At 56.2% G+C, this 26,504-nt stretch carries 32 protein-coding genes and 1 pseudogene; 26 read left to right on the top strand and 7 right to left on the bottom strand.

Annotated elements, in window-relative coordinates; all coding sequences use genetic code 11:
* Positions 1-9 precede the first annotated feature (9 nt).
* On the bottom strand, positions 10-1,119 hold the full coding sequence (locus tag THINI_RS01335; RefSeq protein ID WP_002706886.1) for an S-(hydroxymethyl)glutathione dehydrogenase/class III alcohol dehydrogenase: 1,110 nt from the start codon (positions 1,117-1,119) through the stop codon (positions 10-12).
* Positions 1,120-1,218: 99 nt separating this feature from the next.
* Between THINI_RS01335 and THINI_RS01330 the strand changes: the two genes are divergently transcribed.
* From THINI_RS01330 to THINI_RS01300, 7 genes are all read left to right on the top strand, one after another.
* Positions 1,219-1,827 carry a TetR/AcrR family transcriptional regulator gene (locus THINI_RS01330; protein ID WP_002706885.1) on the top strand — a complete coding sequence of 203 codons (609 nt, stop codon included), beginning with the start codon at positions 1,219-1,221 and terminating at the stop codon, positions 1,825-1,827.
* A gap of 61 nt (positions 1,828-1,888) precedes the next feature.
* Positions 1,889-3,091 carry a nickel-dependent hydrogenase large subunit gene (locus THINI_RS01325; protein WP_002706884.1) on the top strand — a complete coding sequence of 401 codons (1,203 nt, stop codon included), beginning with the start codon at positions 1,889-1,891 and terminating at the stop codon, positions 3,089-3,091.
* Complete coding sequence (hypA, locus tag THINI_RS01320; protein WP_002706883.1) at positions 3,084-3,425, top strand: hydrogenase maturation nickel metallochaperone HypA; 342 nt, start codon at positions 3,084-3,086, stop codon at positions 3,423-3,425. The genes THINI_RS01325 and hypA overlap by 8 nt, the downstream gene beginning before the upstream one ends.
* Before the next feature lies 1 nt (position 3,426).
* Positions 3,427-4,383 carry a hydrogenase nickel incorporation protein HypB gene (gene hypB / locus THINI_RS01315; RefSeq protein ID WP_002706882.1) on the top strand — a complete coding sequence of 319 codons (957 nt, stop codon included), beginning with the start codon at positions 3,427-3,429 and terminating at the stop codon, positions 4,381-4,383.
* A 9-nt stretch (positions 4,384-4,392) separates the two neighbouring features.
* Positions 4,393-5,853 carry a sigma-54-dependent transcriptional regulator gene (locus THINI_RS01310; RefSeq protein WP_002706881.1) on the top strand — a complete coding sequence of 487 codons (1,461 nt, stop codon included), beginning with the start codon at positions 4,393-4,395 and terminating at the stop codon, positions 5,851-5,853.
* The gene (locus THINI_RS01305) at positions 5,831-7,159 is read left to right on the top strand and encodes a PAS domain-containing sensor histidine kinase (RefSeq protein ID WP_002706880.1); all 1,329 of its coding nucleotides are present in this window, start codon (positions 5,831-5,833) and stop codon (positions 7,157-7,159) included. The genes THINI_RS01310 and THINI_RS01305 overlap by 23 nt, the downstream gene beginning before the upstream one ends.
* A complete protein-coding gene (locus THINI_RS01300; protein WP_002706879.1) occupies positions 7,156-8,139 on the top strand; it encodes an NADH-quinone oxidoreductase subunit B family protein in 984 nt (327 codons plus the stop codon). The genes THINI_RS01305 and THINI_RS01300 overlap by 4 nt, the downstream gene beginning before the upstream one ends.
* A gap of 275 nt (positions 8,140-8,414) precedes the next feature.
* Here the strand turns inward: THINI_RS01300 and THINI_RS01295 are convergent, their stop codons facing one another.
* From THINI_RS01295 to THINI_RS01280, 3 genes and pseudogenes are all read right to left on the bottom strand, one after another.
* Complete coding sequence (locus THINI_RS01295; RefSeq protein WP_050987973.1) at positions 8,415-9,005, bottom strand: IS630 family transposase; 591 nt, start codon at positions 9,003-9,005, stop codon at positions 8,415-8,417.
* A gap of 16 nt (positions 9,006-9,021) precedes the next feature.
* Positions 9,022-9,959: pseudogene (locus THINI_RS27110) on the bottom strand (IS1595 family transposase).
* 15 nt (positions 9,960-9,974) lie between these two features.
* Positions 9,975-10,409, bottom strand: a complete 435-nt coding sequence (locus THINI_RS01280; protein ID WP_050987972.1) for a helix-turn-helix domain-containing protein — start codon at positions 10,407-10,409, stop codon at positions 9,975-9,977.
* Between the two features lie 163 nt (positions 10,410-10,572).
* On the opposite strand from THINI_RS01280, the gene THINI_RS23025 reads away from it, so the two are divergent.
* The 19 genes from THINI_RS23025 to hypE all read left to right on the top strand — a co-directional run bounded on the left by THINI_RS23025 (position 10,573) and on the right by hypE (position 23,681).
* The gene (locus THINI_RS23025; RefSeq protein ID WP_002706877.1) at positions 10,573-11,298 is read left to right on the top strand and encodes an HNH endonuclease; all 726 of its coding nucleotides are present in this window, start codon (positions 10,573-10,575) and stop codon (positions 11,296-11,298) included.
* Positions 11,298-12,764 carry a nickel-dependent hydrogenase large subunit gene (locus THINI_RS01270; RefSeq protein WP_002706876.1) on the top strand — a complete coding sequence of 489 codons (1,467 nt, stop codon included), beginning with the start codon at positions 11,298-11,300 and terminating at the stop codon, positions 12,762-12,764. Before THINI_RS23025 ends, THINI_RS01270 begins: the two co-directional genes overlap by 1 nt.
* 93 nt (positions 12,765-12,857) lie before the next feature.
* Positions 12,858-13,094, top strand: coding sequence for a hypothetical protein (locus THINI_RS01265; RefSeq protein ID WP_002706875.1), 237 nt, complete (start codon positions 12,858-12,860; stop codon positions 13,092-13,094).
* Entirely contained in the window at positions 13,081-13,503 is a 423-nt protein-coding gene (locus THINI_RS01260) for a PIN domain-containing protein (RefSeq protein WP_002706874.1), read from the top strand. Before THINI_RS01265 ends, THINI_RS01260 begins: the two co-directional genes overlap by 14 nt.
* 177 nt (positions 13,504-13,680) lie before the next feature.
* Positions 13,681-14,763, top strand: a complete 1,083-nt coding sequence (locus tag THINI_RS01255; protein WP_002706873.1) for a hydrogenase small subunit — start codon at positions 13,681-13,683, stop codon at positions 14,761-14,763.
* Complete coding sequence (locus tag THINI_RS01250; protein WP_002706872.1) at positions 14,763-16,556, top strand: nickel-dependent hydrogenase large subunit; 1,794 nt, start codon at positions 14,763-14,765, stop codon at positions 16,554-16,556. The genes THINI_RS01255 and THINI_RS01250 overlap by 1 nt, the downstream gene beginning before the upstream one ends.
* A gap of 15 nt (positions 16,557-16,571) precedes the next feature.
* Entirely contained in the window at positions 16,572-16,781 is a 210-nt protein-coding gene (locus THINI_RS23020) for a hypothetical protein (protein WP_002706871.1), read from the top strand.
* A gap of 3 nt (positions 16,782-16,784) precedes the next feature.
* The gene (gene cybH / locus THINI_RS01245) at positions 16,785-17,459 is read left to right on the top strand and encodes a Ni/Fe-hydrogenase, b-type cytochrome subunit (protein WP_002706870.1); all 675 of its coding nucleotides are present in this window, start codon (positions 16,785-16,787) and stop codon (positions 17,457-17,459) included.
* Complete coding sequence (locus THINI_RS01240) at positions 17,456-18,076, top strand: HyaD/HybD family hydrogenase maturation endopeptidase (protein ID WP_002706869.1); 621 nt, start codon at positions 17,456-17,458, stop codon at positions 18,074-18,076. The genes cybH and THINI_RS01240 overlap by 4 nt, the downstream gene beginning before the upstream one ends.
* Positions 18,076-18,369, top strand: a complete 294-nt coding sequence (locus THINI_RS01235; RefSeq protein ID WP_002706868.1) for a HypC/HybG/HupF family hydrogenase formation chaperone — start codon at positions 18,076-18,078, stop codon at positions 18,367-18,369. Before THINI_RS01240 ends, THINI_RS01235 begins: the two co-directional genes overlap by 1 nt.
* A 1-nt stretch (position 18,370) precedes the next feature.
* Positions 18,371-18,802: a thioredoxin domain-containing protein gene (locus THINI_RS01230; protein ID WP_002706867.1), complete on the top strand. Its 432-nt coding sequence runs from the start codon at positions 18,371-18,373 to the stop codon at positions 18,800-18,802.
* Between the two features lie 9 nt (positions 18,803-18,811).
* A complete protein-coding gene (locus tag THINI_RS01225) occupies positions 18,812-19,678 on the top strand; it encodes a hydrogenase expression/formation protein (RefSeq protein ID WP_081485735.1) in 867 nt (288 codons plus the stop codon).
* Positions 19,675-19,908, top strand: coding sequence for a rubredoxin (locus tag THINI_RS01220; protein WP_040838939.1), 234 nt, complete (start codon positions 19,675-19,677; stop codon positions 19,906-19,908). The genes THINI_RS01225 and THINI_RS01220 overlap by 4 nt, the downstream gene beginning before the upstream one ends.
* Positions 19,898-20,365, top strand: coding sequence for a [NiFe]-hydrogenase assembly chaperone HybE (gene hybE, locus THINI_RS01215; RefSeq protein ID WP_040838936.1), 468 nt, complete (start codon positions 19,898-19,900; stop codon positions 20,363-20,365). The genes THINI_RS01220 and hybE overlap by 11 nt, the downstream gene beginning before the upstream one ends.
* 11 nt (positions 20,366-20,376) lie before the next feature.
* A complete protein-coding gene (locus THINI_RS01210; RefSeq protein WP_002706865.1) occupies positions 20,377-20,661 on the top strand; it encodes a HypC/HybG/HupF family hydrogenase formation chaperone in 285 nt (94 codons plus the stop codon).
* Positions 20,658-21,794 (top strand): hydrogenase formation protein HypD, encoded by a 1,137-nt coding sequence (gene hypD / locus THINI_RS01205; protein WP_002706864.1) that lies wholly within the window; start codon positions 20,658-20,660, stop codon positions 21,792-21,794. The genes THINI_RS01210 and hypD overlap by 4 nt, the downstream gene beginning before the upstream one ends.
* Positions 21,795-21,841: 47 nt before the next feature.
* Positions 21,842-22,168: a type II toxin-antitoxin system prevent-host-death family antitoxin gene (locus THINI_RS01200; RefSeq protein WP_002706863.1), complete on the top strand. Its 327-nt coding sequence runs from the start codon at positions 21,842-21,844 to the stop codon at positions 22,166-22,168.
* Positions 22,165-22,659 (top strand): PIN domain-containing protein, encoded by a 495-nt coding sequence (locus THINI_RS01195; protein ID WP_002706862.1) that lies wholly within the window; start codon positions 22,165-22,167, stop codon positions 22,657-22,659. The genes THINI_RS01200 and THINI_RS01195 overlap by 4 nt, the downstream gene beginning before the upstream one ends.
* Positions 22,656-23,681 carry a hydrogenase expression/formation protein HypE gene (hypE, locus tag THINI_RS01190; RefSeq protein ID WP_002706861.1) on the top strand — a complete coding sequence of 342 codons (1,026 nt, stop codon included), beginning with the start codon at positions 22,656-22,658 and terminating at the stop codon, positions 23,679-23,681. The genes THINI_RS01195 and hypE overlap by 4 nt, the downstream gene beginning before the upstream one ends.
* Here hypE and THINI_RS01185 read toward each other — a convergent pair whose 3' ends face one another.
* The 3 genes from THINI_RS01185 to THINI_RS01175 are packed head-to-tail and all read right to left on the bottom strand — an operon-like array spanning position 23,682 to position 26,374.
* Entirely contained in the window at positions 23,682-24,074 is a 393-nt protein-coding gene (locus tag THINI_RS01185; RefSeq protein WP_002706860.1) for a hypothetical protein, read from the bottom strand.
* Between the two features lie 15 nt (positions 24,075-24,089).
* On the bottom strand, positions 24,090-25,763 hold the full coding sequence (locus tag THINI_RS01180; protein WP_002706859.1) for a VWA domain-containing protein: 1,674 nt from the start codon (positions 25,761-25,763) through the stop codon (positions 24,090-24,092).
* 2 nt (positions 25,764-25,765) lie between these two features.
* Positions 25,766-26,374, bottom strand: a complete 609-nt coding sequence (locus THINI_RS01175; protein ID WP_002706858.1) for a hypothetical protein — start codon at positions 26,372-26,374, stop codon at positions 25,766-25,768.
* Positions 26,375-26,504: the final 130 nt, after the last annotated feature.

Here is a 26,504-nt window from a genome sequence, read left to right as displayed (position 1 = left end):
CCTTCAGCCTTAGAAAATGATCACGGAGCGGATGCTTTCGCCCGCGTGCATCAGGTCGAACGCGCGGTTGATGTCTTCCAGCGGCATGGTGTGGGTAACCATGCTGTCCAGTTCGATCTGCCCGTTGAGGTATCGGTCAACGTAACCGGGCAGTTCGGTACGGCCTTTGACGCCGCCGAATGCGGTGCCTTTCCAGGTGCGGCCTGTCACCAGTTGGAAGGGGCGGGTGGCAATTTCCTGACCCGCGCCCGCCACGCCGATGATGGTGGAAACGCCCCAGCCCATGTGGGTGCATTCCAGCGCGTCACGCATGACGTGCACGTTGCCGATGCATTCGAACGAGTGGTCGACCCCGCCGTTGGTCAGATCCTTGATGTATTCGACGACCGAGCCGTTGATGGCCTTGGGATTGACGAAATCGGTTGCGCCCAGTGCCTTGGCCATTTCCCATTTGCCGGGGTTGATATCGACGGCAATGATGCGCCCGGCTTGTGCCATGACTGCTCCCTGAATGCACGACAGGCCAATACCGCCAAGACCAAACACAGCCACGGTGGAACCGGGTTCCACTTTTGCGGTATTCAGCACTGCGCCAATACCGGTGGTGACACCGCAACCCAGCAGGCAAACCTTGTCCAGTGGGGCGGCAGGGTTGATTTTCGCCAGTGCGATTTCCGGCACGACGGTGTATTCCGAGAAAGTGGAACAGCCCATGTAGTGGTAAATCGGTTGCCCTTTACAGGTGAAACGACGGGTATGGTCAGGCATGTAACCTGTCCACACCGTTCCGGCAATCGACTGGCACAGATTGGTTTTGGGAGAGCGGCAGTATTCACACTCGCCACATTCGGGGATGTACAGCGGAATTACATGGTCGCCGGGTTTGAGGTTTTTCACGCCGGGGCCACATTCTTCGACGATGCAGCCACCTTCGTGGCCGAGGATGCAGGGGAATGCACCTTCCGGGTCTTCGCCGGAGAGGGTGAAAGCGTCAGTGTGGCAGACGCCGGAAGCGACCACTTTCAGCAGCACTTCGCCTTCGCGCGGCTTTCCGACTTCGATTTCTTCAATTTCCAGTGGTTTTTTGGGTTCCCAGGCAACGGCGGCGCGGCATTTCATGTTGTATTTTCCTCAAGCTCCAATGTGTCTGTAGAAAATAGAATGAATGTTCATTTCTGTCAATTGCCATTTGCCTGCGTATTGGCTAGGCTTGTCGTTATGCCATACCTGAAAAAGTGTCCTCCAGTCCCTGAACCGATCGACTGCCGTATCCTCACCGCAGCGCTGGATTTGTTCGTGGAAAACGGTTTCCACAATGTTTCCATCCATGAAGTGCAGAAGCGGGCGCAGGTCAGTATTGGTTCGATCTATAACCATTTCGGTGGCAAGGAAGGGGTTGCGCAGGCGCTGTACAAACACATCCTCAACGAAATGGACGAGTTGGTGGAAACCGTCATGGCGGAATTCCCGACCCCGTGGCAGCAGTGCGAGGCCATCATCCGCCAGTTGTTTGAACACACCGAAACCCATCGCAACATCATCGCCTTCGTGTTTCACGCCAAGCACACGGAATTCATTTCGCAAGACCCGCTGATGTGTCATTCGGCGGCATTCAGTAAAATGCGTAGCATTGTGCGCAACGGCATCGAAGCGGGTGAGTTTGTGGATATGGATTCGTGGGTGCTGACTTCCAGTATTTTCGGCGGCGCGATTCGCATGATCCAGTTACGGCTGGACGGTGTGATTGAAAAACCGCTGCCGGAATATGGGGAGATGTTGCTGCAAACCATCCGTACCGGTGTTTTTCAGGAACGCTCAGACGCATAATGGCACGGCATTTGCTCCAAATAGGGGACAATGGTAAAAGCGGAAACCAAGTATCCACCCCATGCAATCACTGGAAACCTTAAGCGGCAAACTACACATCACCCTGCATTACGGCAGGACTGGCGACCTGTGCGCTGTCAACACTGTTTCCATCCACTCCAACCGTCTGCGCCTCAGCCCCCGCTTTTTTGCCGGGAAGCCGGTCGAAACTGCCCCCAAACTGGTCGGAATGCTGTTCAGCCTGTGCGGCACGGCGCAATCCGTCGCCTCCGCCCGCGCCTGCGAACAGGCATTGGGGCAGCCAGTTAGCCCCGCAACCGAACAGCAGCGCGATTTTCAGGTCAGGGGAGAAACCCTGTTCGAGCACCTGCTGCGTCTGTCACAGGACTGGACTATGGCATTGGGCTGTGAGCCGCCAGCGCCTGCTGAGTTACAAGCCCTGTTCAGGCTCAAACGCGACTTGTTGCAGGTAGTTGATCTACAGCCAGTTTTGGTGGCTATCCAGCAGTGGATGGAAACGCATTTGCTGGGAATGCCGACGGCGGAATGGTTGGAATGTTGTCACGCAGGTGATGTAAAGAAACTTTCCATGAAAGGGGGAATTGGAAATATTGTTTCTAGTTTACAGGCAATGGGCTGGGATAGGTTAGGTGATGTCGAAATACATCCGCTTCCAGAACTACCTGTTGATTGGTGGCTGCAACGACTGATCGCTGTTGATGCCGAAAACTTCATGGCAGAACCGGAGGTGGATGGGCAAGCCTGTGAAACTTCGGCGCTGACACGGCATTGGGAAAATCCCGATTTGCAGGTCTGGCGGGAGCATTACGGTAGTGGGTTGATGACGCGGTTGATCGCGCGGGTGTTGGATATGGTGGAAAGTGTTTCTACCCCCCATCCTAACCTTCCCCCGCAAGGGGGGAAGGAACAAGAGGCGACCCCGAACCGTGCGTCTTCACTCCCTTCCCCCCTTGCGGGGGAAGGGCCGGGGATGGGGGGTACTACGCCGCAGGCGGGAATTTCCTTGGTGCAAACCGTAAGAGGTCTCTTGACCCACCGCGTCACCCAACAAAACGCCATTATTTGCAATTACCAAATCGTCGCCCCCACCGAATGGAATTTCCACCCCCTCGGCTCCCTGTACAACATGCTGGCGACCCTGCAAGGCAGGGACGAAACCGACCTCACCCAGCAAGCCCGCATCCTCATCACCGCCCTCGACCCTTGCGTGGACTACCAACTGGAGATCATCCCCGATGCATGAAATGTCCCTGTGCGAAGGCGTGCTGCAAGTACTGGAAGACGAGGCCAAACGCCAGCAGTTCCACAAGGTCAAAACCGTCTGGCTGGAAATCGGCAGCATGTCCGGGGTTGAGGTGGAAGCCATGCGCTTCTGTTTTGATGTCGTCATTCGCCATACGCTGGCGGATGGCGCTACACTGGAAATTATCGAAGTCCCCGCCGAAGCGTGGTGCCTGAATTGCGCGCAAACCGTCACGGTGCAGCAGCGCTACGACGCCTGCCCCAACTGCGGCAGCTATCAGCTACAGGTCACGCGCGGGGAAGAAATGTGCATAAAAGAACTGGAGGTAGAGTGATATGTGTACGGTATGCGGCTGCGGCGAAGGTGAGCTGAGAATCGAAGGCATCGGCGGTCAGGTAAAACCCCATGCACATTCGGCTGTTCAGGGGCAACATCACCACCATCACGACCACGATCACCCGCACGATCATCATCATGACCACGGGCACGATCACGGGCATGACCATCACCACGACGCCCACACCCATGATTACGGCCAAGACCCCGCCCGCGCCCACGCGCCCGGCCTATCGCAATCGCGCATGGTGCAGATCGAGCAGGACATTCTCGGCAAGAACAATCAGTACGCCGCGCGCAATCGTCAGCATTTCGCGCAACACGCCATCCTCGCGCTCAACCTCGTTTCCAGCCCCGGTTCCGGCAAGACCACGCTGCTGACCGAAACCCTGACCCGTTTGCAGAGCAAGCTGCCAATGGCGGTGGTGGAAGGCGACCAGCAAACCAGCAACGATGCCGACCGTATCCGCGCAACCGGCGTGCCCGCGCTACAAATCAACACCGGCAAAGGCTGCCATTTGGATGCGCACATGGTCGGCCACACGCTCGAATCCCTGCCGCTGGAAGACGGTGGCATCCTGTTCATCGAAAACGTAGGCAATCTGGTGTGCCCGGCGGCCTTCGATCTGGGCGAAGCGCACAAGGTCGCGATCCTCTCCGTCACCGAGGGCGAAGACAAGCCGATCAAATACCCTGACATGTTCCACGCCGCCGACCTGATGATCCTCAACAAAATCGACCTGCTGCCCTATCTCAAATTCGACGTGGCCAAGTGTGAGGAATACGCCCGCCGGGTCAACCCGGACATTCAAATCCTGCACGTGTCCGCCACCAGCGGCGAAGGTATGGAGGGCTGGATAGCCTGGCTGCAACAGCAACGCAAGGGGCTGGTCGAACAACAAATGCAGGCACTGGAAGCCAAAATGCAAGCCCTGCGCCACTCGCTTTCCGCGTAGCGAACGCGCATGAATACCACCCGCCCCGCCGTGCTGCTGGTCGACGATGAAATCCGCTCCGTCGAAAGCATGGCGCGGATACTCAGCGACGAATTCGACGTACACATGGCCTACAGCGCCGCCTCCGCGCTGGAACTGCTGAGGCATGAGCCGGTGCAGGTAATCCTCGCCGACCAGCGTATGCCGGAAATGACCGGGGTGGAATTCCTCACCCGCGTGCGCCGCGATTACCCCGACATCGTGCGCATGATCATCTCCGGCTACACCGACGCGGAAGACATCATTCAGGGCGTCAACGCGGCGGGCATCTACCAGTACATCTCCAAGCCCTGGCACCCCGACAACCTGCTGCTCACCGTGCGCAACGCCATCCGCCTGCATCAGCTTCAGCGCGAAAATGAACTATTGTCGCTAGAACTCAAGGCCAGCACCCACAATTTGCAGGAACATACCCGCCACCAGCGCCAGCGCCTGCAACAAACCTTCCGCACTGACAACATCATCCGCGCCCCGGATAGCCCCTTGAACCGCGCGCTGGAACTGGTGGAAAAAGTTTCCCCACATGATGTATCGGTGCTACTGACCGGCGAATCCGGCACCGGCAAGGAGCTGTTCGCCCGCGCCCTGCACTACAACAGCTGCCGTGCCGACAAGGTGTTCATCATCGAAAACTGCGGTGCGCTGCCCGACGAATTGCTGGAAAGTGAACTGTTCGGCCACAAACGCGGTGCCTTTACCGGTGCGATTGCCGATCACAGCGGCCTGTTCGAGCAAGCCCACGAAGGCACGATTTTCCTCGATGAAATCGGCGAAACCAGCCCCGCGTTTCAGGTCAAGCTGCTGCGTGTGTTGCAGGACGGCAGTTTCCGCCCGGTCGGTAGCAGTCAGCGCCGCCACGTCAACGTGCGCGTGATCGCCGCCACCAACCGCGATTTGCTGGCAGAAGTGCAGGCAGGCCGTTTCCGCGAAGACCTTTACTACCGGCTGGCGGGCATGACCATCGAACTGCCGCCCTTGCGCGAACGCCGCATGGATATTTCCCCGCTGGCCAACTGGTTGCTGCAACACCACAGCCAGCGCATGGGCAAACCGGTGGAAGGCTTCGGCATCGACGCCTTGCAGGCATTACAGGCTTACGCCTGGCCCGGCAATGTGCGCGAACTCTACAACGAAGTGCAGCGGATGCTGGTGATGGCGCAAGGCAAGCTGCTGGATGCCGCTACTCTCAGTCCGCATGTCAACAACAGCGCGCAAGCGGAAACCTTCTCCGCCAACGCAGCCTTCATGCCGCCGCTCAACGGGCTGGCCGGAACCCTCAAGGATCAGGTCGAACTGCTGGAAACCCACATCATCCGCGCCGCCATCAACCGCCACCACGGCAACAAGAGCCGTGCAGCGGACGAACTGGGTTTGTCGCGGGTCGGTTTGCGGAATAAACTGGAGCGTTATGGGATCGCCGAAGACGACTGACATCAGCCTCACTGCCCCGCAGGAGCAGGCATGGATCGAGGTCATCCAGAAGATGGATGAGACCTACACCGATCTGTTGCACCATCAGGTCGAACTCGAACGCAAAAACGCCGAACTCGAAGAAGCCCAGCAATTCATTACCAGCATCGAAGTCGCCATGACCGATGTGCTGATCGTGTGCGACTTCCACGGGCGTATCCAGCGGGTCAACGCCGCGCTGGAACGCATTGTCGGCAAGACCTCTACCGAACTTCTCAACCAGCCATTTCAGACCTTGTTTACCGAGGAATGCTATCCGCTGGTCAACGGTTTCCAGCAGAAAATCCGCGCAAGCGCCATCCACGACTGCGAAATCACCCTGCGCGGCGTGCACGAGTCGGTGCCGCTGGCGATGAACTGTACTTCGCGCACCGACGCGCGCGGGCGCATCGAAGGCATGGTGCTGATTGGCCGTCCGGTCGGCGAATTGCGCAAGGCGTTCGACGCGCTGCATCAGGCGCATCAGGAACTGCAACGCACCCAGCAGCAACTGGTCAACTCCGAAAAAATGGCCGCACTCGGTCGCTTGGTCGCCGGAGTGGCGCACGAACTCAACAACCCGATCAGTTTCGTCTACGCCAACATGCACGCGATGCAGCGTTATGCTACCCGCATCCGCGAATACCTCGACCGCATCCACAGCGGCCAGCACGCCGCACAGTGCGAAGCCCTGCGTTCTCAACTGCGTATCGATCACCTGCTGCAAGACCTCGACTCATTGGTCGGTGGCACGCTGGAAGGCGCGGAACGGGTCAGCGACATCGTGAGCGACCTGCGTAGTTTTTCCTCCAGCCAGACCGACAAGATGGTGCGTTTCGATCTGTTGCACACGCTGGAAACCTCGGTGCGCTGGGTGGTGAAAGGCAGCCGTCTGGATGTGGAAATCGTTTACGGCGAACTGCCCGATGCACTGCTGGTGGAAGGCATTCCGGGGCAAATCCAGCAGGTCATCATCAATCTGGTGCAGAACGCGCTGGATGCGATGCAGCAGACCGTCAAACCACGCCTGTCGATTGCAGTGGCGCAAACGGCGGAAGCTGTGGAACTCAGTATCCGCGACAACGGGTCGGGGATTGCAGTGCAGAATCTGGTGCGGGTGTTCGACCCATTTTTCACCACCAAGCCGATCGGGCAGGGAACCGGACTGGGGCTGTCGATCAGCTACGGGATCGCGGCGAATCATGGCGGCAAGTTGCTGGTGCGGAATGGTGCGAAGGGCGGGGCGGAGTTTACGTTGCGCTTACCAAAAAGTGGGGGTAAGGCATGAATGTCCTCTGGTTACAATCCGGTGGCTGCGGCGGTTGCACCATGTCGCTGCTGTGCGCCGAAAACCCCAACGTGCTGGATACTCTTGCCACCGCCGGTATTGAATTCCTCTGGCATCCGTCGCTAAGCGAAGCCAGCGGCGCGGAAGTCATTACCCTGCTGGAACAACTGGCAACAGGTGAACAGGTGCTGGATGTGCTGTGCGTAGAGGGATCAATTCTGCGTGGCCCCAACGGCACCGGTGCATTCCACAAGTTGGCCGGAACCGATACCGCCATGCTGCACTGGGCGCAAAAACTGGCGGTGCAGGCGCAATACACGTTGGCGATCGGTACGTGCGCAGCTTTCGGCGGTATGACCGCTGCCGGAAACAATCCGACCGACGCTTGCGGTCTGCAATACGATGGCCATCTGTCGGGCGGCGCTCTGGGAGCGGATTACCGCAGCCGCGCCGGATTGCCGGTGATCAATGTCGCCGGTTGCCCCACGCATCCCGGCTGGATCACGGAAACCCTGTTGCTGCTGGCCATGCAGGGCATTCAGCCGGACGAACTTGACAACCTCGCCCGCCCGCGTTTCTACAGCGACCATCTGGCACACCACGGCTGCTCGCGCAACGAGTATTACGAATACAAGGCCAGCGCCGAAAAGCCTTCCGACCTCGGCTGCATGATGGAACACATGGGCTGCCTCGGCACGCAGGCGCACGCGGATTGCAACCTGCGCTTGTGGAACGGGCAGGGTTCCTGCACCCGTGCCGGTTACGCCTGCATCAATTGCACCGCGCCGGAATTTGAAGAGCCGGGTCATGCGTTCCTGCATACGCCGAATATCGCAGGGATTCCGATCGGCCTGCCGACCGACATGCCGAAGGCGTGGTTTGTGGCGCTGGCCTCACTGTCGAAGGCGGCCACCCCGAAGCGGGTGCGCGAGAACTCACAGGCGGATCACATCGTAGTGCAGCCGGGGAGGAAGAAATGATCAGCCGGATGGCGCACATTGGCGCGAATCATTAATATGCGCCATAATCGCGCCAATAGTATTTCAGCTTTATCTTTCGACTTTTATGGCTAACTGTCAGAATGTGCAAAATCCTGCTCGTCTTCAATACAGAGCGCTAATTCGAAGTGTTATATATTCAATCGTAACCACTCCTGAAGAAAACCCTAATAAACTGATATGCGATATTGTTGACGGATATATGGTTGGTTCTGAGAGAGAGTTGCTGAGGGGAGTTCTGCTATAGTCTTTTCATTTTAGTCGGCTACACTTTGTCTGTTGAATGCGTAATCAATCGCGTCGTCCAGGGTGCTACCTTTTCCCATGGCCAGACGCGCATAATGTTTCAAGGTTGCCCAGCATTGCTCGATGGGGTTGAGATCAGGCGAATAAGCGGGTAACTGAATGATACGAATCTGGTATTTCATGGCAATCGCCTCCAGGTCACCGCCTAAATGGAAGCTCGCATTGTCCCAGACAAGCACATAAGGTTTGGGCTTTTCCTGACCTTGCTGCAACGATTTTCCCAAGGCTTCCAACCATTGTTCAACAATCATCCGGTTAATGTTGCCGGTCACTACCCACGGCATTTGCCAGCTTTGATCAGAGGCGCGGATAGCGCTGATCCAGTTGCGTTTATGTCCCCGGCCTCCAGGGCGGGGGATGTCACAAGGCTCCCCTTTTTTTGCCCAGCCCCACTCATAGCGTTCGGTACTGTAGAATCCTGCCTCGTCCGCAAACAGGATATGATCCTGACCGTATTTTTTCTCCAGATGCCCAAGTAGCCACAGGAAAACCCAGCGGTCTAGCGGTTTGGCTTGCTGGTAGAAAGAACGTTTTTGGCTCAATATGCGTTTCAGGGTCTTATCCCAACAGCAGCGAAAGCAAGGACTGTAAGGCAGCTTGCCCCCGTTTCCTGATGTTGTGAAGAGACTCGAAGAATGCAAGGTAACACGGTAGCTTTTCTTGTGAGATCCCCCGATGAGGTCGTAACCATGAGCGTAACAGTGACCAAAAACCTTCCATCGTATTGACGTGGACTTCATGGAAACCGTCACCATCTTCGTCACGGGCATATTCGCCTGCGCCATGGTTGACGGTTTTGTGGGCATAGCCCCATTCTTCCAATCGGCTGTAAATGTTGTACTCATCGGTGTAGACCAGCGTGCCTGCTGCCACCGTTTCCACAATCAACGGCTTGATCGTCGTCTGTTTCACATTCGCCAGCATACGGATCACGACCTCCCCGGAACGCTGGATCATGCCGAAAATGGGTGGTTTGTCCTTTTCCAGTGTCCCACGCCCCGGCGCACCTTTCAGGGCGCGGCGGCGACCTTCACGCCCAGCATCCGCGACGGCTTCGGGGTTTCCCTTGTGTCCAGCCTTGACATAAACCTCATCAAATTCAACATTCCCAAACAGGTTTACTGGCGTTTTTTTTCTTCGACACCACGCCGTAACTGTTCCGTCATCGCCTGAACATCATCCTTGTTCAACCCCAATTCGCGGGCGATTTGTTGGTTGGACAGTTTCAACGACATCAGGTACAGGCACAACACCCACACCTTCAGCGGCTGGTGGTGGCCTTCAAACACCGTTCCCGTCAGGTCATCAAAACGCTTTTGGCAATCCTTACACTGGTAACGCTGGCGTTCCTGCTGGGTGTCATCCTTGCCTCGACGGATAGTGTCCTGTGAACCGCAGTGCGGACAAATCACCCCATTAGGCCAACGCACGGAACGGACTTGCTCGAAACAGGCGGCATCACTGGTCAGGCTGGAAATACTGATGAGCGAGGTCATAAAGCCTCTCCTTGGCTATCGGAAATGACTAACTTTACCGCTATCCATCACGTTTGCAATGCCGGGGAAAACAAGACCCTGAAACGCATATTGAGCCACGTTTTTTTTATGGCTCCAGCCGATCCGTTGCAGCCATTTATGCAGGCCACGATAAGAAATGGCCTTGCCATAATGCGCTTCAAAGCGTGGCAGCAAATCCTCGATGCGTTCAAACGGGGTTTCGCTCTCCACCCATTGCCGAAAAGCTTCAACGTCTTTCACCTTATGGCTGTGCCCAGGGCGGGGATGTGTCCGGGGTTGGAGGCTGCCGGTTTCTTCCCTCAGGGCCAACCATTTGTCCAGGGTGCTGCGGGCTATGGAAAACGTCCCACAAACGTGGGATTTATGTTTGCTCTTGTCATAGGCAGCAACAACACGTTCACGGAGATCCTTAGAGTAGTAAGTCGGCATGATGAAGGATGGGGAAGTTGATCATCCGTCCTATTGTAGCTGACTAAAATGAAAAGACTATACATGAACTACGGCTTCTAAATTCAGGAACCTTTATGCGGTATGGGGTGAGCGTTTTTGATTGGGAAAGATGGCAAAAGGTATGGATCAGTAGAGGGAGCTCATGATGTCCGTCTGTGTTGAAAGAAAATATTTCACCAAACAATTGCTGCTTGATGCGATTGATGCCGTTTTTAGAGAAAATCGTGGATACTTAATAAGTAAAACCCTGATCGTTGATGAGCCTGAAGATTCCCTATTTATAGTTTTATGGGAAATGTATCATAATAAAAATGAAATGAGATTGGGCGTTCTAGTAAAGGGGAAGTTGAAGCTTCTAGATGTTGGAGCTAAACGCTATGAATCATTGCCCATATTGAAAATGTATGAGAATGGAAAAATAGTAATTCAATCATTGAACAATATTGATGCAGATCAGCCGTATGGGTTGGGGCGTTCCTTTGAGGAAAAAATTCAAATAAGACCTGTTAGAAGTGGATTTTTCAGAAAGATTGTTTTCGATGCATATGGTGGTGAATGTGCCCTTTGTGTAACTAGAAATCCTTTGGTCGCTGCTCATATTATCCCTGTGAAATGTGGAGGTAATGACACAATAAGAAATGGAATATTGTTGTGTAAGAATCATGATCATTTATTTGAATATGGTCATATCATGATAGAGCCTGATGGTCGTGTTATTTCAGAAAATAGTAATATTGATTCTTATTCATTTGTGAGGTTGCCGGATAATCCAGAAAATCACCCGAAGGCAGAAAACTTTAGGAAAAAGATTAAGTTAATAAAAGGCGATTTACATTCGGATGTGGAATTTAATGAGGATGGATGCTGATGACCCGCAAACTCCTCGGCCCTTTCAACCGCGTCGAAGGCGACCTCGAAGTCCAGCTCGACATGGACGCCGACCGGGTGCGCGAAGCCTGGGTGCGCGTGCCGATGTATCGCGGTTTCGAGCAGATCATGCAGGGCAAAACACCGGATGATGCGCTGGTCATCACCCCCCGCATCTGCGGCATCTGCTCCATCTCGCAGTCGGTCGCTGCCGCCTACGCGCTGGCGGACATGGCCGGAGTCACCGCCCCACCCAATGGCCAGTACTGCCTCAACCTGCTGCTGGCCTGTGAAAACCTCGCTGATCACCTGACACATTTCTACCTGTTTTTCATGCCGGATTTCGCCCGCGAAGTGTATGCCGGGGAAAGCTGGTACGCCGCTGCCGTCGACCGTTTCACCGCCATCAAGGGTACGGCGACACGGGATGTATTGCCCGCCCGCGCCGCCTTTATGCACCTGATGGGCACACTCGGCGGACACTGGCCGCATACCCTCAACCTGCAACCCGGCGGGGTGAGCAAGGGTGTCGACAGCCGTGAAAAAGTTCGCCTGCTGACGATCGTGCAGCAATTCCGCCGCTTTCTGGAAACCACGCTGTTCGGCGATACGTTGGAGGCTGTGGCCGCACTCGACGCTATCCCTGCACTGGAAAGCTGGCTGGAAAACGGCAATCCGGTGGGCAGTGATTTCCGCCATTTCCTGCATATCGCCCGCGCGTTGGAACTGGAAAAGCTGGGCAGGGCGACCGACCGTTTCATGAGCTACGGCGCATACCGGCAGGCGGGAGAGCAGGGTAGCCATCTGTTCGCGCAAGGCGTTTGGCAGCCGGATACAGGCAGCGTACAAGCCATCCCTTTCGACCAGATTCACGAAGACCTGCACGCCAGCTGGATGAGTGGCGGCAGCGAACCCTTACACCCCAGTCAGGGCGTTACCTTACCCGATTACAACAAACCGGAAGCGTATAGCTGGAACAAGGCTCCGCGTCTTGCTGGCCAAGTGGTCGAAACCGGCGCGCTGGCGCGGCAGATGGTGAACGGGCATCCGCTGATCCGCGCCCTTGTCGCCCAGTCTGGCGGCAATGTGCAAAATCGTGTGATTGCCCGCCTGTTGGAACTGACGCTGGTGATCCTGCAGATGGAACAGTGGATCAAAGCCATTCAACCCGGCGAGCCGTTTTACCAGCCAGCCAAATTACCGGCAGACGCCAGCGGCGCAGGGCTGGTGGAAGCTGCCCGTGGCAGCCTCGGCCACTGGGTGACGGTGCGTCACAAATACATCTTCAATTACCAGATTGTCGCGCCGACCAGCTGGAATTTTTCCCCGCGTGATTGCAAGGGTGTGCCGGGGGCGCTGGAACAGGCACTGGTTAATGCACCCATCCGCCCCGATGAAAGCGAGCCGGTCAGTGTGCAGCATGTCGTGCGTTCATTTGACCCCTGCATGGTTTGCACCGCGCACTGAGCTGTTACAAATCCGGTGGTTTTCCCAATAGGGTGAAGATAACACGAAAATCGTGTACACTGGAGATCGTGTTACCTAATGAGGCCGAATCCCATGCGCAACATTACCCTCAGTGCTGACGGCTACCTGATTGAATCCGCGCGGGAAAAAGCCCGCGCCCAAAAGACAACGCTGAATGCCGAGTTCCGCAAATGGCTACGGCAATATACCGATACGGAAAGCGAAGGGCGTCAACGGGTGCAGGCATACCGTCAGCTAATGCAGGATTTGTCGGGCGTTTCCACCGGCGGGCGTAAATTCAGCCGGGATGAGATGAATGAAAGACGGTAAGTTTTTCCTCGATACCAATATCCTGCTGTATACGTTTGACAAAACGGCTCCCGCCAAACAATCAGTTGCTATCCATCTGGTGGAGGAAGCTTTGCTGGGCAAAGGCTGCATCAGCTTTCAGGTCATGCAGGAGTTTCTGAACACGGCTTTGCGTAAATTCGAGCCACCCATGACAGCGGAACAGGCTCAGCATTACCAGCAAACCACTCTGAACTGGTTATGTGACTATTATCCTGGCGAGGATTTCTACCGACGCGGGCTGGGTATAAAAGAACGCTGGCGGTTCAGTTGGTATGATTCGCTGATCATCACCGCTGCGCTGGAGTGTGGGTGTCACACACTCTACAGTGAAGATTTACAGCACCAGCAGAAAATTGAGACGCTGACCATCATCAACCCGTTTTCATGAGATGGTGGTTATAGTCCTTCCGCTCGTGTTTCTGGAACTGCAAACAAGCTTTCCATTGAGACATCAAAAAAATAAAGAATCCTCAGTAAAAACAGCCATATAACCGAATGGCACGGCTCTTGCTATACCTCAATGCATTACCCCACTGGTAATCACATGGCAGGTAGGAGGAGTAACATGCCTGAACTAGAAACCTTTTACGACGTGATGCGCCGCCAGGGCATTACCCGTCGTAGCTTCCTGAAATACTGTAGCCTGACTGCCGCCGCTTTGGGGCTGGGGCCAGCATTCGCACCGAAAATCGTCGCAGCGATGGAAACCAAACCGCGTACTCCTGTCCTGTGGTTGCACGGGCTGGAATGCACCTGTTGCTCGGAATCCTTCATCCGTTCCGCGCACCCGCTGGCGAAAGACGTGGTGCTGTCGATGATTTCGCTGGATTACGACGATACGCTGATGGCCGCAGCAGGGCATCAGGCCGAAGCGATCCTCGACGAGATTATCGAAAAATACAAAGGCAACTACATCCTCGCGGTTGAGGGGAACCCGCCGCTAAACCAGGATGGCATGTCCTGTATTATCGGCGGCAAACCATTCGTCGAGCAGCTGAAACGGGCCGCCAAGGATTGTAAAGCCATTATTTCCTGGGGTTCCTGTGCGTCCTGGGGTTGTGTGCAGGCTGCCAAACCGAACCCGACCCGTGCCACGCCGGTACATAAAGTCATTACCGACAAGCCGATCATCAAGGTTCCCGGTTGCCCGCCGATTGCGGAAGTCATGACCGGGGTAATTACCTACATGCTCACCTTTGACCGTATTCCCGAGCTTGACCGTCAGGGTCGCCCGAAAATGTTTTACGGCCAGCGTATCCACGACAAATGTTACCGCCGCCCGCACTTTGATGCCGGGCAGTTTGTGGAACAGTGGGACGACGAGTCCGCCCGCAAAGGTTATTGCCTGTACAAAGTCGGTTGCAAAGGCCCGACCACTTACAACGCCTGTTCGACGGTGCGCTGGAATGGCGGGGTGTCGTTTCCGATCCAGTCCGGGCATGGCTGTATCGGCTGCTCTGAAGACGGTTTCTGGGATAAGGGCAGTTTCTATGACCGTCTGACAGACATTAACCAGTTTGGTATCGAAGCCAATGCTGATCAGGTGGGTATGGGTGTCGCTGGCGTGGTAGGTGCTGCTGTTGCTGCGCACGCTGCCATCAGCGCTGTCAAACATGCGCAACGCAAGGACAAGGGAGGTGATCAATAATGGGCACACTCAATACACCCAACGGTTTCAACCTGGATAACAGTGGCCGTCGCGTGGTCGTCGATCCGGTGACACGCATCGAAGGCCACATGCGTTGCGAGGTCAATCTCGACGAGAACAATGTCATCCGCAATGCGGTTTCCACCGGTACCATGTGGCGTGGGCTGGAAGTGATCCTGCGTGGTCGTGATCCCCGCGACGCATGGGCATTCACCGAACGGATATGTGGTGTTTGTACCGGCACGCACGCGCTGACTTCCTGCCGCGCGGTGGAAGATGCGTTGGGTATCCAGATTCCGGAAAATGCCAATTCCATCCGTAACATCATGCAGTTGTGTTTGCAGGTGCATGACCATCTGGTGCATTTCTATCACCTGCATGCGCTTGACTGGGTGGATGTGGTGTCGGCGTTGAATGCCGACCCGAAAGCGACTTCCGAGCTGGCGCAAAGCATTTCTGATTGGCCGAGGTCATCGCCCGGTTATTTCCGTGACATCCAGAACCGTATCAAGAAATTCGTGGAATCCGGCCAGCTTGGGCCTTTCATGAACGGTTACTGGGGCAATCCGGCCTACAAATTGCCGCCGGAAGCCAACCTGATGGCAGTCACCCACTATCTGGAAGCACTCGATTTCCAGAAAGAGTTGGTCAAGATCCATACCGTTTATGGGGGTAAAAATCCGCATCCGAACTGGTTGGTGGGCGGGATGCCGTGCGCGATCAACGTCCACGATACCGGCGCGGTTGGCGCGGTGAATATTGAACGCCTGAATCTGGTTTCCAGCATTATCGACCAGACCATCGAGTTCATCGACAAGGTTTACATTCCTGACCTGATCGCGATTGCCTCGTTCTACAAGGGCTGGCTGTACGGCGGTGGTTTGTCTTCGACCTCCGTCATGTCTTACGGTGACATTCCCGACAAGGCCAACGATTACTCTCCGTCCAATCTGTTGATGCCGCATGGCGCCATCATTAACGGCAACCTGAATGAAATCCACCCGATTGACCTGCGCAATCCGGAGGAGATTCAGGAGTTTGTTACCCACTCCTGGTATCAGTACCCGGATGAAAGCAAGGGGCTGCATCCGTGGGATGGTGTCACCGAGCCAAATTACCAGCTGGGGCCGAACACCAAAGGAAGCAGCACTAATATTGAGTCCCTCGACGAAGCCGCCAAGTACTCCTGGATCAAGGCTCCGCGCTGGAAAGGTCATGCCATGGAGGTCGGCCCGCTAGCGCGTTATATCATCGGTTACGCACAGGGCAACCCTGAGTTCAAGGAACCCGTCGATCGTCTGCTTTCCACCCTCGGCCTGCCGCTGAATGCCCTGTTCTCCACACTGGGCCGTACTGCAGCGCGAGGGCTGGAAGCTTCCTGGGCAGCGCACAAGATGCGTTACTTCCAGGACAAGCTGGTGGCCAATATCAAGGCAGGCGATCTGGCGACGGCCAATATCGACAAGTGGGAGCCGACCAGCTGGCCGAAATCCGCCAAGGGCGTTGGTTTCACTGAAGCGCCGCGTGGTGCGCTCGGTCACTGGGTGGTGATCGAAGACACCAAGATCAAAAACTACCAGTGTGTGGTTCCGACTACCTGGAATGGTTCGCCGCGTGACCCGGCGGGCAATATCGGCGCGTTTGAAGCCTCCCTCATGAATACCAAGGTGGAAGTGGCCGACCAGCCGCTGGAAATCCTGCGCACCCTGCACAGTTTCGACCCGTGTCTGGCGTGTTCCACCCATGTCATAAGTCCTGACGGTCAGGAAATGGCCAATATCAAAGTGCGCTAAGGAGGAGAAAGAATCATGCTGAAACTCAATCAAAGCCGTTTTGCCCTGCTGGCGCTGTTGCCGGTAGCGGGCAGTGCACTGGCGCACCCCGGATCCCACGCTGATATGGGCAACTGGGCGGTGCTGGAGCACTTCATGAGCAGCCCGCTCCACTTCGGTGTGGTCGCAGCAGGCGCGGTGTTGCTGGCGGTTGGCATTATCTGGAGCGTCAGGCGCGGGAGGTAAGTCATGGCTACACAACAGGCGGTTTACGTCTATGAAACGCCGGTGCGTCTGTGGCACTGGATTAATGCTTTCTCGATTCTCGTGCTGGCGGTGACGGGTTACTTTATTGGCAGCCCGCTACCGACCATGCCGGGCGAGGCAAGCGCCAACTTCCTGATGGGTTACATCCGCTTTGCCCACTTTGCGGCGGCGTTTGTGTTCGCCATCGGTTTTGTCGGGCGGTTTTACTGGTCATTCGTGGGCAATCATCACGCCAGACAGTTGTTCCGTATCCCGCTGTTCAGGGCAGAGTTCTGGAAAGAGGCCTGGGTTGAACTGCGCTGGTATTTGTTCCTGGAAAAGGAGCCGCGCAAGTACGTCGGCCACAATCCGCTGGCACAGGGCGTCATGTTCCTGATGCTGACCATGGGCAGCCTGTTCATGATCCTGACCGGGTTTGCGCTGTACAGCGAAGGCGCGGGCACGGATAGTTGGTTCGGCTTTTTCTTCGGCTGGGTCATCCCGCTGTTCGGGCAAAGTCAGGATGTGCATACCTGGCACCACCTGGGCATGTGGTACATCATCCTGTTCGTCATGACCCACATTTACGTGGCGATCCGTGAAGACATCATGTCCCGCCAGAGTCTGGTCAGCACCATGATCAGCGGCTGGCGCATGTTCAAGGATAACCGCCCATGAGCCAGCCTAATGTTCTGATCCTGGGAATCGGCAACCTGTTGTGGGCGGACGAAGGCTTCGGCGTGCGTGCAGTCGAGCACCTGCACGCACACTACAACTTCCCCGACAACGTGCAGTTACTGGACGGCGGCACGCAAGGCATCTACCTCGTGCAGCATGTCGAAGAGGCTGATGTACTGGTGGTATTCGACGCCATCGATTACGGCCTCGAACCCGGCACGCTCAAACTGGTGGAAGACGACGAAGTGCCGCGTTTCATGGGTGCGAAAAAGATGAGCCTGCACCAGACCGGCTTCCAGGAAGTGCTGGCGATGGCGCAACTGCTTGATCGCTACCCCAAACACCTGCTGCTGGTTGGTGTGCAGCCGGTGGAACTGGAAGATTTCGGCGGCAGCCTGCGTCCGGCGGTGAAAGCACAGATCGGGCCAGCGGTGCAGATTGCGCTGGACTATCTGGCGAAACTTGGCATCCGCGCCACGCCACGGGCGGAAAGGCTGCAAGGCGGTTTACCCGGCCACAGCGCCCTGCATCTGCACGATTACGAAACCCAGCGCCCCAGCGCAGAGGAAGCCTGCCGCATCGGCGACGAACGCTTTCTGGCAAGGTTGGTGGGCTGATGTGTATCGGCATTCCCATGCAAATCATGGCCATCGACGATCGGGTAGCCTTATGCCGCGAAGGCGGGCAACAGGAAACCATCGATATTTCACTGCTGTGTGATCTGAAGGAAGGCGACTGGGTGCTGGTGTACAAGGGCGCGGCACGCGAATACCTGCCGGAAACACGCGCCCGGCAAATCCTACAAGCGGTGCAGGCACTGGCGGCCATCCGCGACGGGCAGGATTTCGAGCACTTCTTCGCCGATCTGATCGAACGTGAGCCGCAATTACCGGAACATTTGAGGAACTGACATGAACCTGATTGACCGTTTGACCGCTGATCTGGGCTACCCGCTGCTGACCGATCAGGCCAGTCTGGAAGCTTTTGCCGCTACGCAGGAAAACAGCGTGGTGTTTCTGCCCGCCAATCCGCAGCATTACCCGGAAACGCTGGATGTGGCGATCGTGCTGCCCGAATTCGTGAAGGTATTCAGCGGGCGGATGACTGCCGGAGTGGCAGACATGAATTTCGCCAAAGAATTGGCGGCGAAATACAGCATCACCGAGTGGCCTGCGCTGCTGTTTCTGCGTCACGGCGAGTACCTCGGCACGATTACACGAATGCGCAACTGGGATGTATATCTCAGCAAGATTAATGCCTTTCTTTCCTCCTCCGTCCCAGCGAAAGCGCCCGGCATCGGCATTCCCGTTGTCGGCGCGCCTCTGGCTGCGGGTTGCCACTAAAGGAGCCGCATGATGAGGAATATGAACCTGATGGGGATTCCTGTGGTCGGCATCGGTTCCCAGCCGACTGAAGACGAGGAGCTGAACTACCTGTCCATGCCCAAGGATATGGCGACCTATCGGCCAGCCATCCTGCCGGAAAGTGAGGATTTGCAGGATTACCCCAGAGTGCTGAACCTGTTACAACAGCTTCAGTATCTGCTGAACAACCGGGTCGCAGGTGCGGCTGGCACCGAGCGCTTCCTGACACTGGAAGGGGTGCAGACGGTGGAAAAGCAGTTGCTGGCACAAATCCTGGCTGAAGGTGAAGTCGGCATCCTGTTTGATACTGGCGATGGCGGCCACATAGAAATCCAGGAAAGTGGTTTGCCCGGCGTATGGTGGCACCGCATGCTGGATGAAAACAAGGAATGCCAGTATGAAACACTGGAGGTCGGTCTGATTCCGCAACTGGTGCGCGAAGGCACTTTCGATTTCGCCCGCATGGATGTGCCACTGCCTGATGCTGCCAGCCTGCCGGAAACCATCATCAATGCACCGTGGTTGCTGGCCGAATTGCAGGAGCAAGTGCAGAAACAGAATTTCGGCCATGTCATCAACCTGAGTCTGTTGCCACTAAGCGAGGACGATCTGGGCCTGATTACCCAACAACTGGGAATCGGTAAAACCGCCATTCTCTCACGCGGTTACGGCAACTGCCGTATCACGGCTACCCATGTGGAAAATGTCTGGTGGGTGCAGTATTACAACTCCACCGACACCCTGATCCTGAATACGCTGGAAGTGGTGGAAGTGCCACTGGTGGCTTGTGCTTCACCTGAAGACCTGGAAGACAGTGCGGAACGTCTGCGCGAAATCCGTGAGGCGCTGCAATGAGCACATCACTGAACACGTTTGAAGGCTCTTACCTTGGTCATGCTGAGCGTATTCCGGCGGATGCGCGCATGGAATGCAAAATCTGCTGGCATGTGTACGACCCGGCGGCAGGCGATGACTACTGGCAGATTCCCGCCGGAACGCCATTCGCCGCACTGCCCGATCACTGGCGCTGCCCGGAATGTGACGGCGATAAGCACCAGTTCATGGTGTTGCACGATGCAGGCTGATCCTCACATTGCAGGGCTGGAGACGTATTTCCGGGAGGTGGAACACACCCGGATGCGTGATGTGCCAATCCTCAATCCGCGTTTGCAAGTTGAGGCGGTCAGCTTTCAGCCGCTTGACGATGGCTGGCTGGGCGTGTTGATCAGCCCGTGGTTCATGAATCTGGTGTGGTTGCCGTCGGTTGAAACGGGGGTGGTGGCTGCACCGGATACGCTTACCCTTGAATTGCCCTCCGGCGCATATAAATGCCAGCGTAACCATGCGCCGACAACGGGTGATTTCTACACCTGCTCGCTGTTTTCACCGGTTTTACAGTTTGCAGATCAGGCGGCAGCAGTGCTGACCGCCCGGCATGTGATGCTGGCAGTGACAGACCATCGGGGGCATAATCCGGTGATTGCGCAGGGCAAAACGTCTCCTGTTTCACGGCGGGACTTTTTGCGCGGCAAGTTTTCATAAGGAGAAGCATCATGTGCCTTGGCATCCCCGGTCAGATCACCGAAATCATCGACGCTGACAACCTGCTTGCCAAAGTCGATGTCGGCGGCGTCAAGCGCGAGGTCAACATTGCCTGCATCGTGGATGACGAGCATCCGGCTGAAAACTGCGTCGGTGACTGGGTGCTGGTGCACGTCGGTTTCGCCATGAGCCGCCTCGACGAAGAAGAAGCCGCGCGCACCCTCGCCCTGCTGGAAGAACTCGGCGACATGCAGGCCGAACTCGACACCATGCGGCAAATGGAGGGGCAGGCATGAAATACATCGATGAATTCCGCGACCCTACCAAAGCCAGAAAGCTGGTTGACGAGATCCAGAAACTGGCTGCCTCGAAGCCATTGGCTGAGCGTAGCCGAAGCCAACCTTTGCAGATCATGGAATTCTGCGGTGGCCACACTCACACCCTGTTCAAATACGGCATCGAATCCATGCTGCCGGACAACATCGAAATGGTGCACGGTCCTGGCTGCCCGGTGTGCGTGTTGCCGATGGCACGGGTGGATGACTGCGTGGCGATAGCCGAACAGCCCGATGTGATTTTCACGACTTTCGGTGATGCGATGCGCGTGCCCGGAACCCGCAAAAGTCTATTGCAGGCCAAGGCTGATGGCTGTGATGTACGCATGGTGTATTCGCCGATGGATGCGCTGGCGCTGGCTCGCAAGCACCCTGACCGCGAAGTGGTGTTTTTCGCCCTCGGATTTGAAACCACCATGCCCAGCACCGCGTTGACCCTGTTACAGGCGCACCGCGAAGGGCTGAAAAACTTTTCCCTTTTCTGCAATCACATCACCACGTCCGCCACCATGCGGGCGATCCTGACCGACCCGGATTTGAAGCTGGATGGGTTTCTCGCGCCCGGTCATGTCAGTATGGTGATTGGCGTGGAACCGTATGATTTCGTCACCCGTGATTACCGCAAGCCATTGGTGATTACCGGCTTCGAGCCGCTCGACATCCTGCAAGCCATGTGGATGCTGGTGAAACAGCTTGCCGAAGGTCGTTGTGAAGTCGAAAACCAGTACGCCCGCATTGTACCGCAGGCTGGTAATGTGGCTGGGTTGAAAGCCATCCATGAAGTCTACGAAACCCGTGAGCACAGCGAGTTTCGCGGGCTGGGGAATATCGGCGATGCTGGTATCCGGATTCGGGAAGCGTATGCCGCTTACGATGCCGAGAAAAAGTTTGGTTTGCAGGCGGCTGCCAGTTCGCACGACCCGGAGCACCTCAAATGCGCGAACGTATTACGTGGTGTCATGAAACCGTGGGAATGCCCTGCGTTTGGCAGGGAATGCAACCCGCAGACACCGTTGGGGGCATTGATGGTGTCGCCGGAAGGGTCGTGTGCGGCGTATTACGCATACGGGAAGCTGGCGAAACGGAGTGCATGACAGATTTGTGCTATCATGTGTGGTAACAAATTCACGAGGGCAACACCATGCAAACCTTCACCATCCGCGACCTGCGCGAACATACCGGCGAGTTAAGCCGCACCGTTGAACAAGGTCATCTGACGCTGGTGACGAAACACGGGCAACCGTTGTTTGTTGGCATTCCGTTCAGTGAAAGCCTGCTGGCTTTTGGTGTCCATGTTGCCCTTGCCACCCAACTATTCCAGTCCCACAGCATGAGTCTTGGCAAGGCCGCTAAACTGGCGCGGATGTCCATCGCCGAATTCACCGAGCATGTTAGCCGTCTGGGTATTCCTGTGGTTGATTACGACCCCGCCGAACTGGATCAGGAACTGGCCTACCTCAATACATGAAGCCCATTATTGTTGCCGACACCAGCCCGTTGATTGCACTGGCGAAATTACGGCAGCTGGAATTACTGCCTGCCATCTTTGCTGCCATTCATTTGCCACAAAAAGTATTGGATGAAGCCACCTGTCATCTGCAACGTACCGACGCCTGCCTGATCCGTGATTTCGCCCATGAACATTTCACCCTGCATCCTGACGCTGACAATGATTTTTGCGTGAAACTGCGCCAGACATTGGATGAAGGGGAAGTCCAGGCATTGCATCTGGCAAAAAAACTTGCGTGCGGTGTGCTGATGGATGAACTCTCAGGGCGGCGAGTGGCACAGAGTTACCTGATCCCTGTTGTTGGTGTCCTGGGCGTATTGCTCAAAGCCAGGCAGTCAGGGGTAATCGCCAGCCTCTCCCCGTTGATTGCCAAATTACAGCAGGAGGATTACCGCTTGTCTGCCTCCCTGATCCACAAAGTCTTGCAAACCGCTGGAGAAACTGCATGAACCTCACCGGCTCCATCACCCTTGCCCACGGTAGCGGCGGGCGCGCCATGCACCAACTGGTCGATGACCTGATCCGCCAAACCTTTACTAATCCATTGCTGGCGGAAGGTGAAGATCAGGCACGGATTCCACTCACCGAACTCACCGCCAACGGTGACCGGCTGGCATTCACCACCGATTCCTACGTCGTCACCCCGCTGGAATTTCCCGGCGGCAATATCGGCACACTCGCTATCAACGGTACGGTCAACGATCTGGCGGTGGGTGGCGCGAAACCGTTGTATCTAAGCTGCGGTTTCATCATCGAAGAAGGCTTGGCGCTGGAAACCTTCGCCCGCATCCTGCAAGCCATGAAGCTGGCGGCAGATGAGGCAGGGGTACAAATTGTTACTGGCGATACCAAGGTAGTGCAACGCGGTGGGGCAGATAAACTATTCATCAACACCGCCGGGGTCGGTGTCATTCCGGCTGGTTTCAGCCCATCTGCCGGAAGTGCACAAGCAGGGGATGTTATCATCGTCAACGGCTGGCTGGGCGACCACGGCGTGGCTATTCTCAATGCGCGCGGTGATCTGGCGCTGGATGCCGACATCGAAACCGATTGCGCTCCGCTCAACCGGCTGACAGAGGCGATGTTTGCCGTTTGCCCCGACATTCACTGCCTGCGTGATGCTACCCGTGGCGGGCTGGCGACTGTGTTGAACGAGTTTGCCGAGCGCTCCGGCGTTGATTTCGTGCTGAAGGAAGAATACCTGCCGATCCGCACGCCGGTGCGCGGCATGTGCGAAATCCTGGGGTTAGACCCACTCTATCTCGCCAACGAAGGCAAGTTGGTAGCTGTTGTTCCTGCTGATGCAGCACCCGCTGTACTGGATGCGATGAAACACATTCCTGAGGGTCGTGACGCCTGCATCATCGGTGAAGCGGTGGAAGGCGATGGCCATGTCATCCTACAAACCGCGTTCGGTGGCGAGCGCATCGTCGACATGCTTCCCGGCGAGCAATTGCCGCGCATCTGCTGATTATTGCGGGAAAGTGACTACTTCCCAACCGGCAGGGCGAATGCTGCCATCAGACAACAGAATCTTCCGGCTGGCTGGCGTGTTTTCATAACGTTGCAGGTTATCAGCCGTCATACGCCCAAAAGCCGTGCGGAAAATGTTCGCCTTGGATGGAATGCTGTCCAGTGCCCCCAGCATAGCCTTGTCGGTTCCCACCATGACTTGCTGGTAGCGGCTGTCTGATTGTAAGCGATTGATCCACGCCTCCATCGCCACGAATTGCGGCTTGAGTGCGTAGGAAGTATCCACCACCAGCAGCACCTGTGTCGGGTGCTGCGTCAGGTATACATGCGCCCCCACCCACCCTGCCAGGTGCAGAATGATGAACAGGGCGAAGACTTTCAGTGCTTTCAAAAAACAGTCCTCCCGCTACATTTCCGCGTTCAGCAGGTTGCCAATGCGGAACGAGGCGGAACCGGTGCTGGATTCGGTGTAAGCGCCTTCCGCCCAGCTGGCCATTTCCTTGAGTTCAGGGGAGCTGAGTTCGTAAGCAATGGTGTGGATAGGAATACCTACCTGCTCCAGCAGCAAGCGGGTGCTGTCGAAATCAAGCCCCATATTGGTTTCGCCATCCGACAGCACAAAAATCACCAGTTTATGGCCAGGGTGAGTTTTCTTATACTCCAGCAATAGGTCAGCTGCTGCCAACGTAGCGCTATAGGTGGCCGTTTTGCCACCAACAGTCAGCTGTTCCACAGCGCCGTTGAACAGGGATTTCTGCTGGACATTGAACGGGCTGATCGGCAAATCCACATTCACGCCAGTGCTATAGGACACCAACCCGATAGCATTGTTGGCGCTGATCAGGTCGGAGGATTCGATCAGGGCCTTTTTCAGGTTCTTGATGCGGGTGCCTTCCATCGAACCAGAAATGTCGGTAACGAAAACCGCTGCGATCGGTTTGCCGCCGGATTTTTTCTGCTTCCACAGCTTTTGCGCCTGCGCGATGGTGCTGCCATCCGGGATTTTGTAGGAATCCTTGTAATCCATGCTAGTGACGAAGCCGTACTGTTTCAGCACATCCTGTTGGGTGGCGATGAAATCGGCAAAGCGTTGCAGCACTTCGCGTTCTGCCGGGTCTGCCGCGCTGGTGGCATATAGCGGGTTGTCGTGGCGCACGCCGAACGGTACGAACTGGTAATCATCCATACCGGTGGTGCTCAGCCAGGTCTGTTCGCTGCCGACAAATCCGTCCAGCACCCCACTGCCCATGGCCGCGTCACGCATTTGCAGGGTGTTCTGCGCCACGAATGGTACGCCCAATTGGAAGGCTTCAAACGCGCTGGCAACATCCGGCGACAGCATCTGCGACTGGTCGCCGTGGGCGAAGGCATCCAGTACGGTGATCAGGAAATTCAGCCCGGTGGCGGACTGATAAGGGTTGGTGTAACCCATGGCAAACGAGCCGTTGCTGACATTGGTGAGCAGTTTGGCGATGTCCAGTTTGCCGTCGGTGGTGATCTGATCCAGCTTGGATTTACGGGCGATGACGCCAGCCACGCTAGGTGCGGTTACGTCGGCAATGGTGGTGAGCTGGCTACCGCTGCCATTGACCAGGCTGCCCCACAACGTATTCGCGGGGGAATAGCCTTCCGCCACGTATTGCCCGGTCATGATGAATTGCGCACCCAGCCCGGAGTCGAGCTTGCGGATAGCAATAGCGGCTTTCTTACCGTTACTGAGGGTCTGGCCTTGCCGGTTGAAGCGGTCGGCTAGTTCCAGATACACACCATCCTTGCCTTTGCCCGCTTTGTCGGACGAGGTGAAGATTTCCGCCACTTCGGTGGTGTCGCTGTCAGCTACATTGGTCAGAATCGGGAATTCTCCCAGATCAGGCAGCATGGCCAGCAAATTGGTGCGGGTTAGCTGGATATTGGCGCGGTACTGGTTTTCGTTATGGGTGGGGCGGATGTCGTTCTGCACCAGTTCGTGGACTTTGGCGGCTGCTTTTTCCGGGGTGTCCACACTTTCACTACAAGCACCCAGCAGGGCAGATAACAGCAAGAGTGGGGCAAACAGGGCGCTGTTTTTCTTCAGGTTCATGGTCAGTTTTTTCCTGTGTTGGAAGCGGTTTGCGCCAGACTCACCAACCGCGCCAGGGTGTCGAGCCGGGCGAACTGGTTGACGGAGCGGATATTGGCGATTTCCACCGCTGTTTCATTCAGGGCAGAGAAAAATTCATCGTTTTCTGCCTGCAGGGTATGGATGCGTTGCTGCTGTTCCTGCTGCAAGTCGGGCTGGTTGGCGTGGCGGCTCAGCCCTGCCAGGCTATGGCCTACTGCCACCATGTCGGTCAGGTTCTGGATGACGTGTTCCTGCACGCTGCGGGCAGCACTCAAATAAGTCAGCGGCGTAAATTTTTTGCCAATGAAGCGGGTTTCCACCACCGAACGGTAGTCATCCAGAATCGCCATCAGTTTATCAGCCTGCTGCACGCCTTCCTGTATGCCGAGTTCTTGCAGGCTTTCACGCGCATGTTGCAGGCGACCCAGCAATGCATGGTGTTCGCGTACATTACGCTCGTGCAGCCAGACCGCTTCGTCGTGGGCACGGTAGCCGAACAGGCGGTACATGAGCGGAATACTGGCTACGGCCAGCAAAGCCAGCAGCGCATAACCGCCCACCAGCAACCAGGGTGGCTGGAACCACCACACGAACAGGCCGGTTAGGAGCAGCGACGCAGCGGCGGCAATCAGGGTATACTGGCTAACCGTGCGGTAAAGGGTTACAGCAGAAATGACGTATCTCCTCGCAAATCTTCAGGCAATACCGTTACTTACTCAC

The sequence above is a fragment of the Thiothrix nivea DSM 5205 genome (assembly GCF_000260135.1).
GTDB lineage: Bacteria > Pseudomonadota > Gammaproteobacteria > Thiotrichales > Thiotrichaceae > Thiothrix > Thiothrix nivea.
This window is presented reverse-complemented; position numbering and strand designations above follow the sequence as displayed.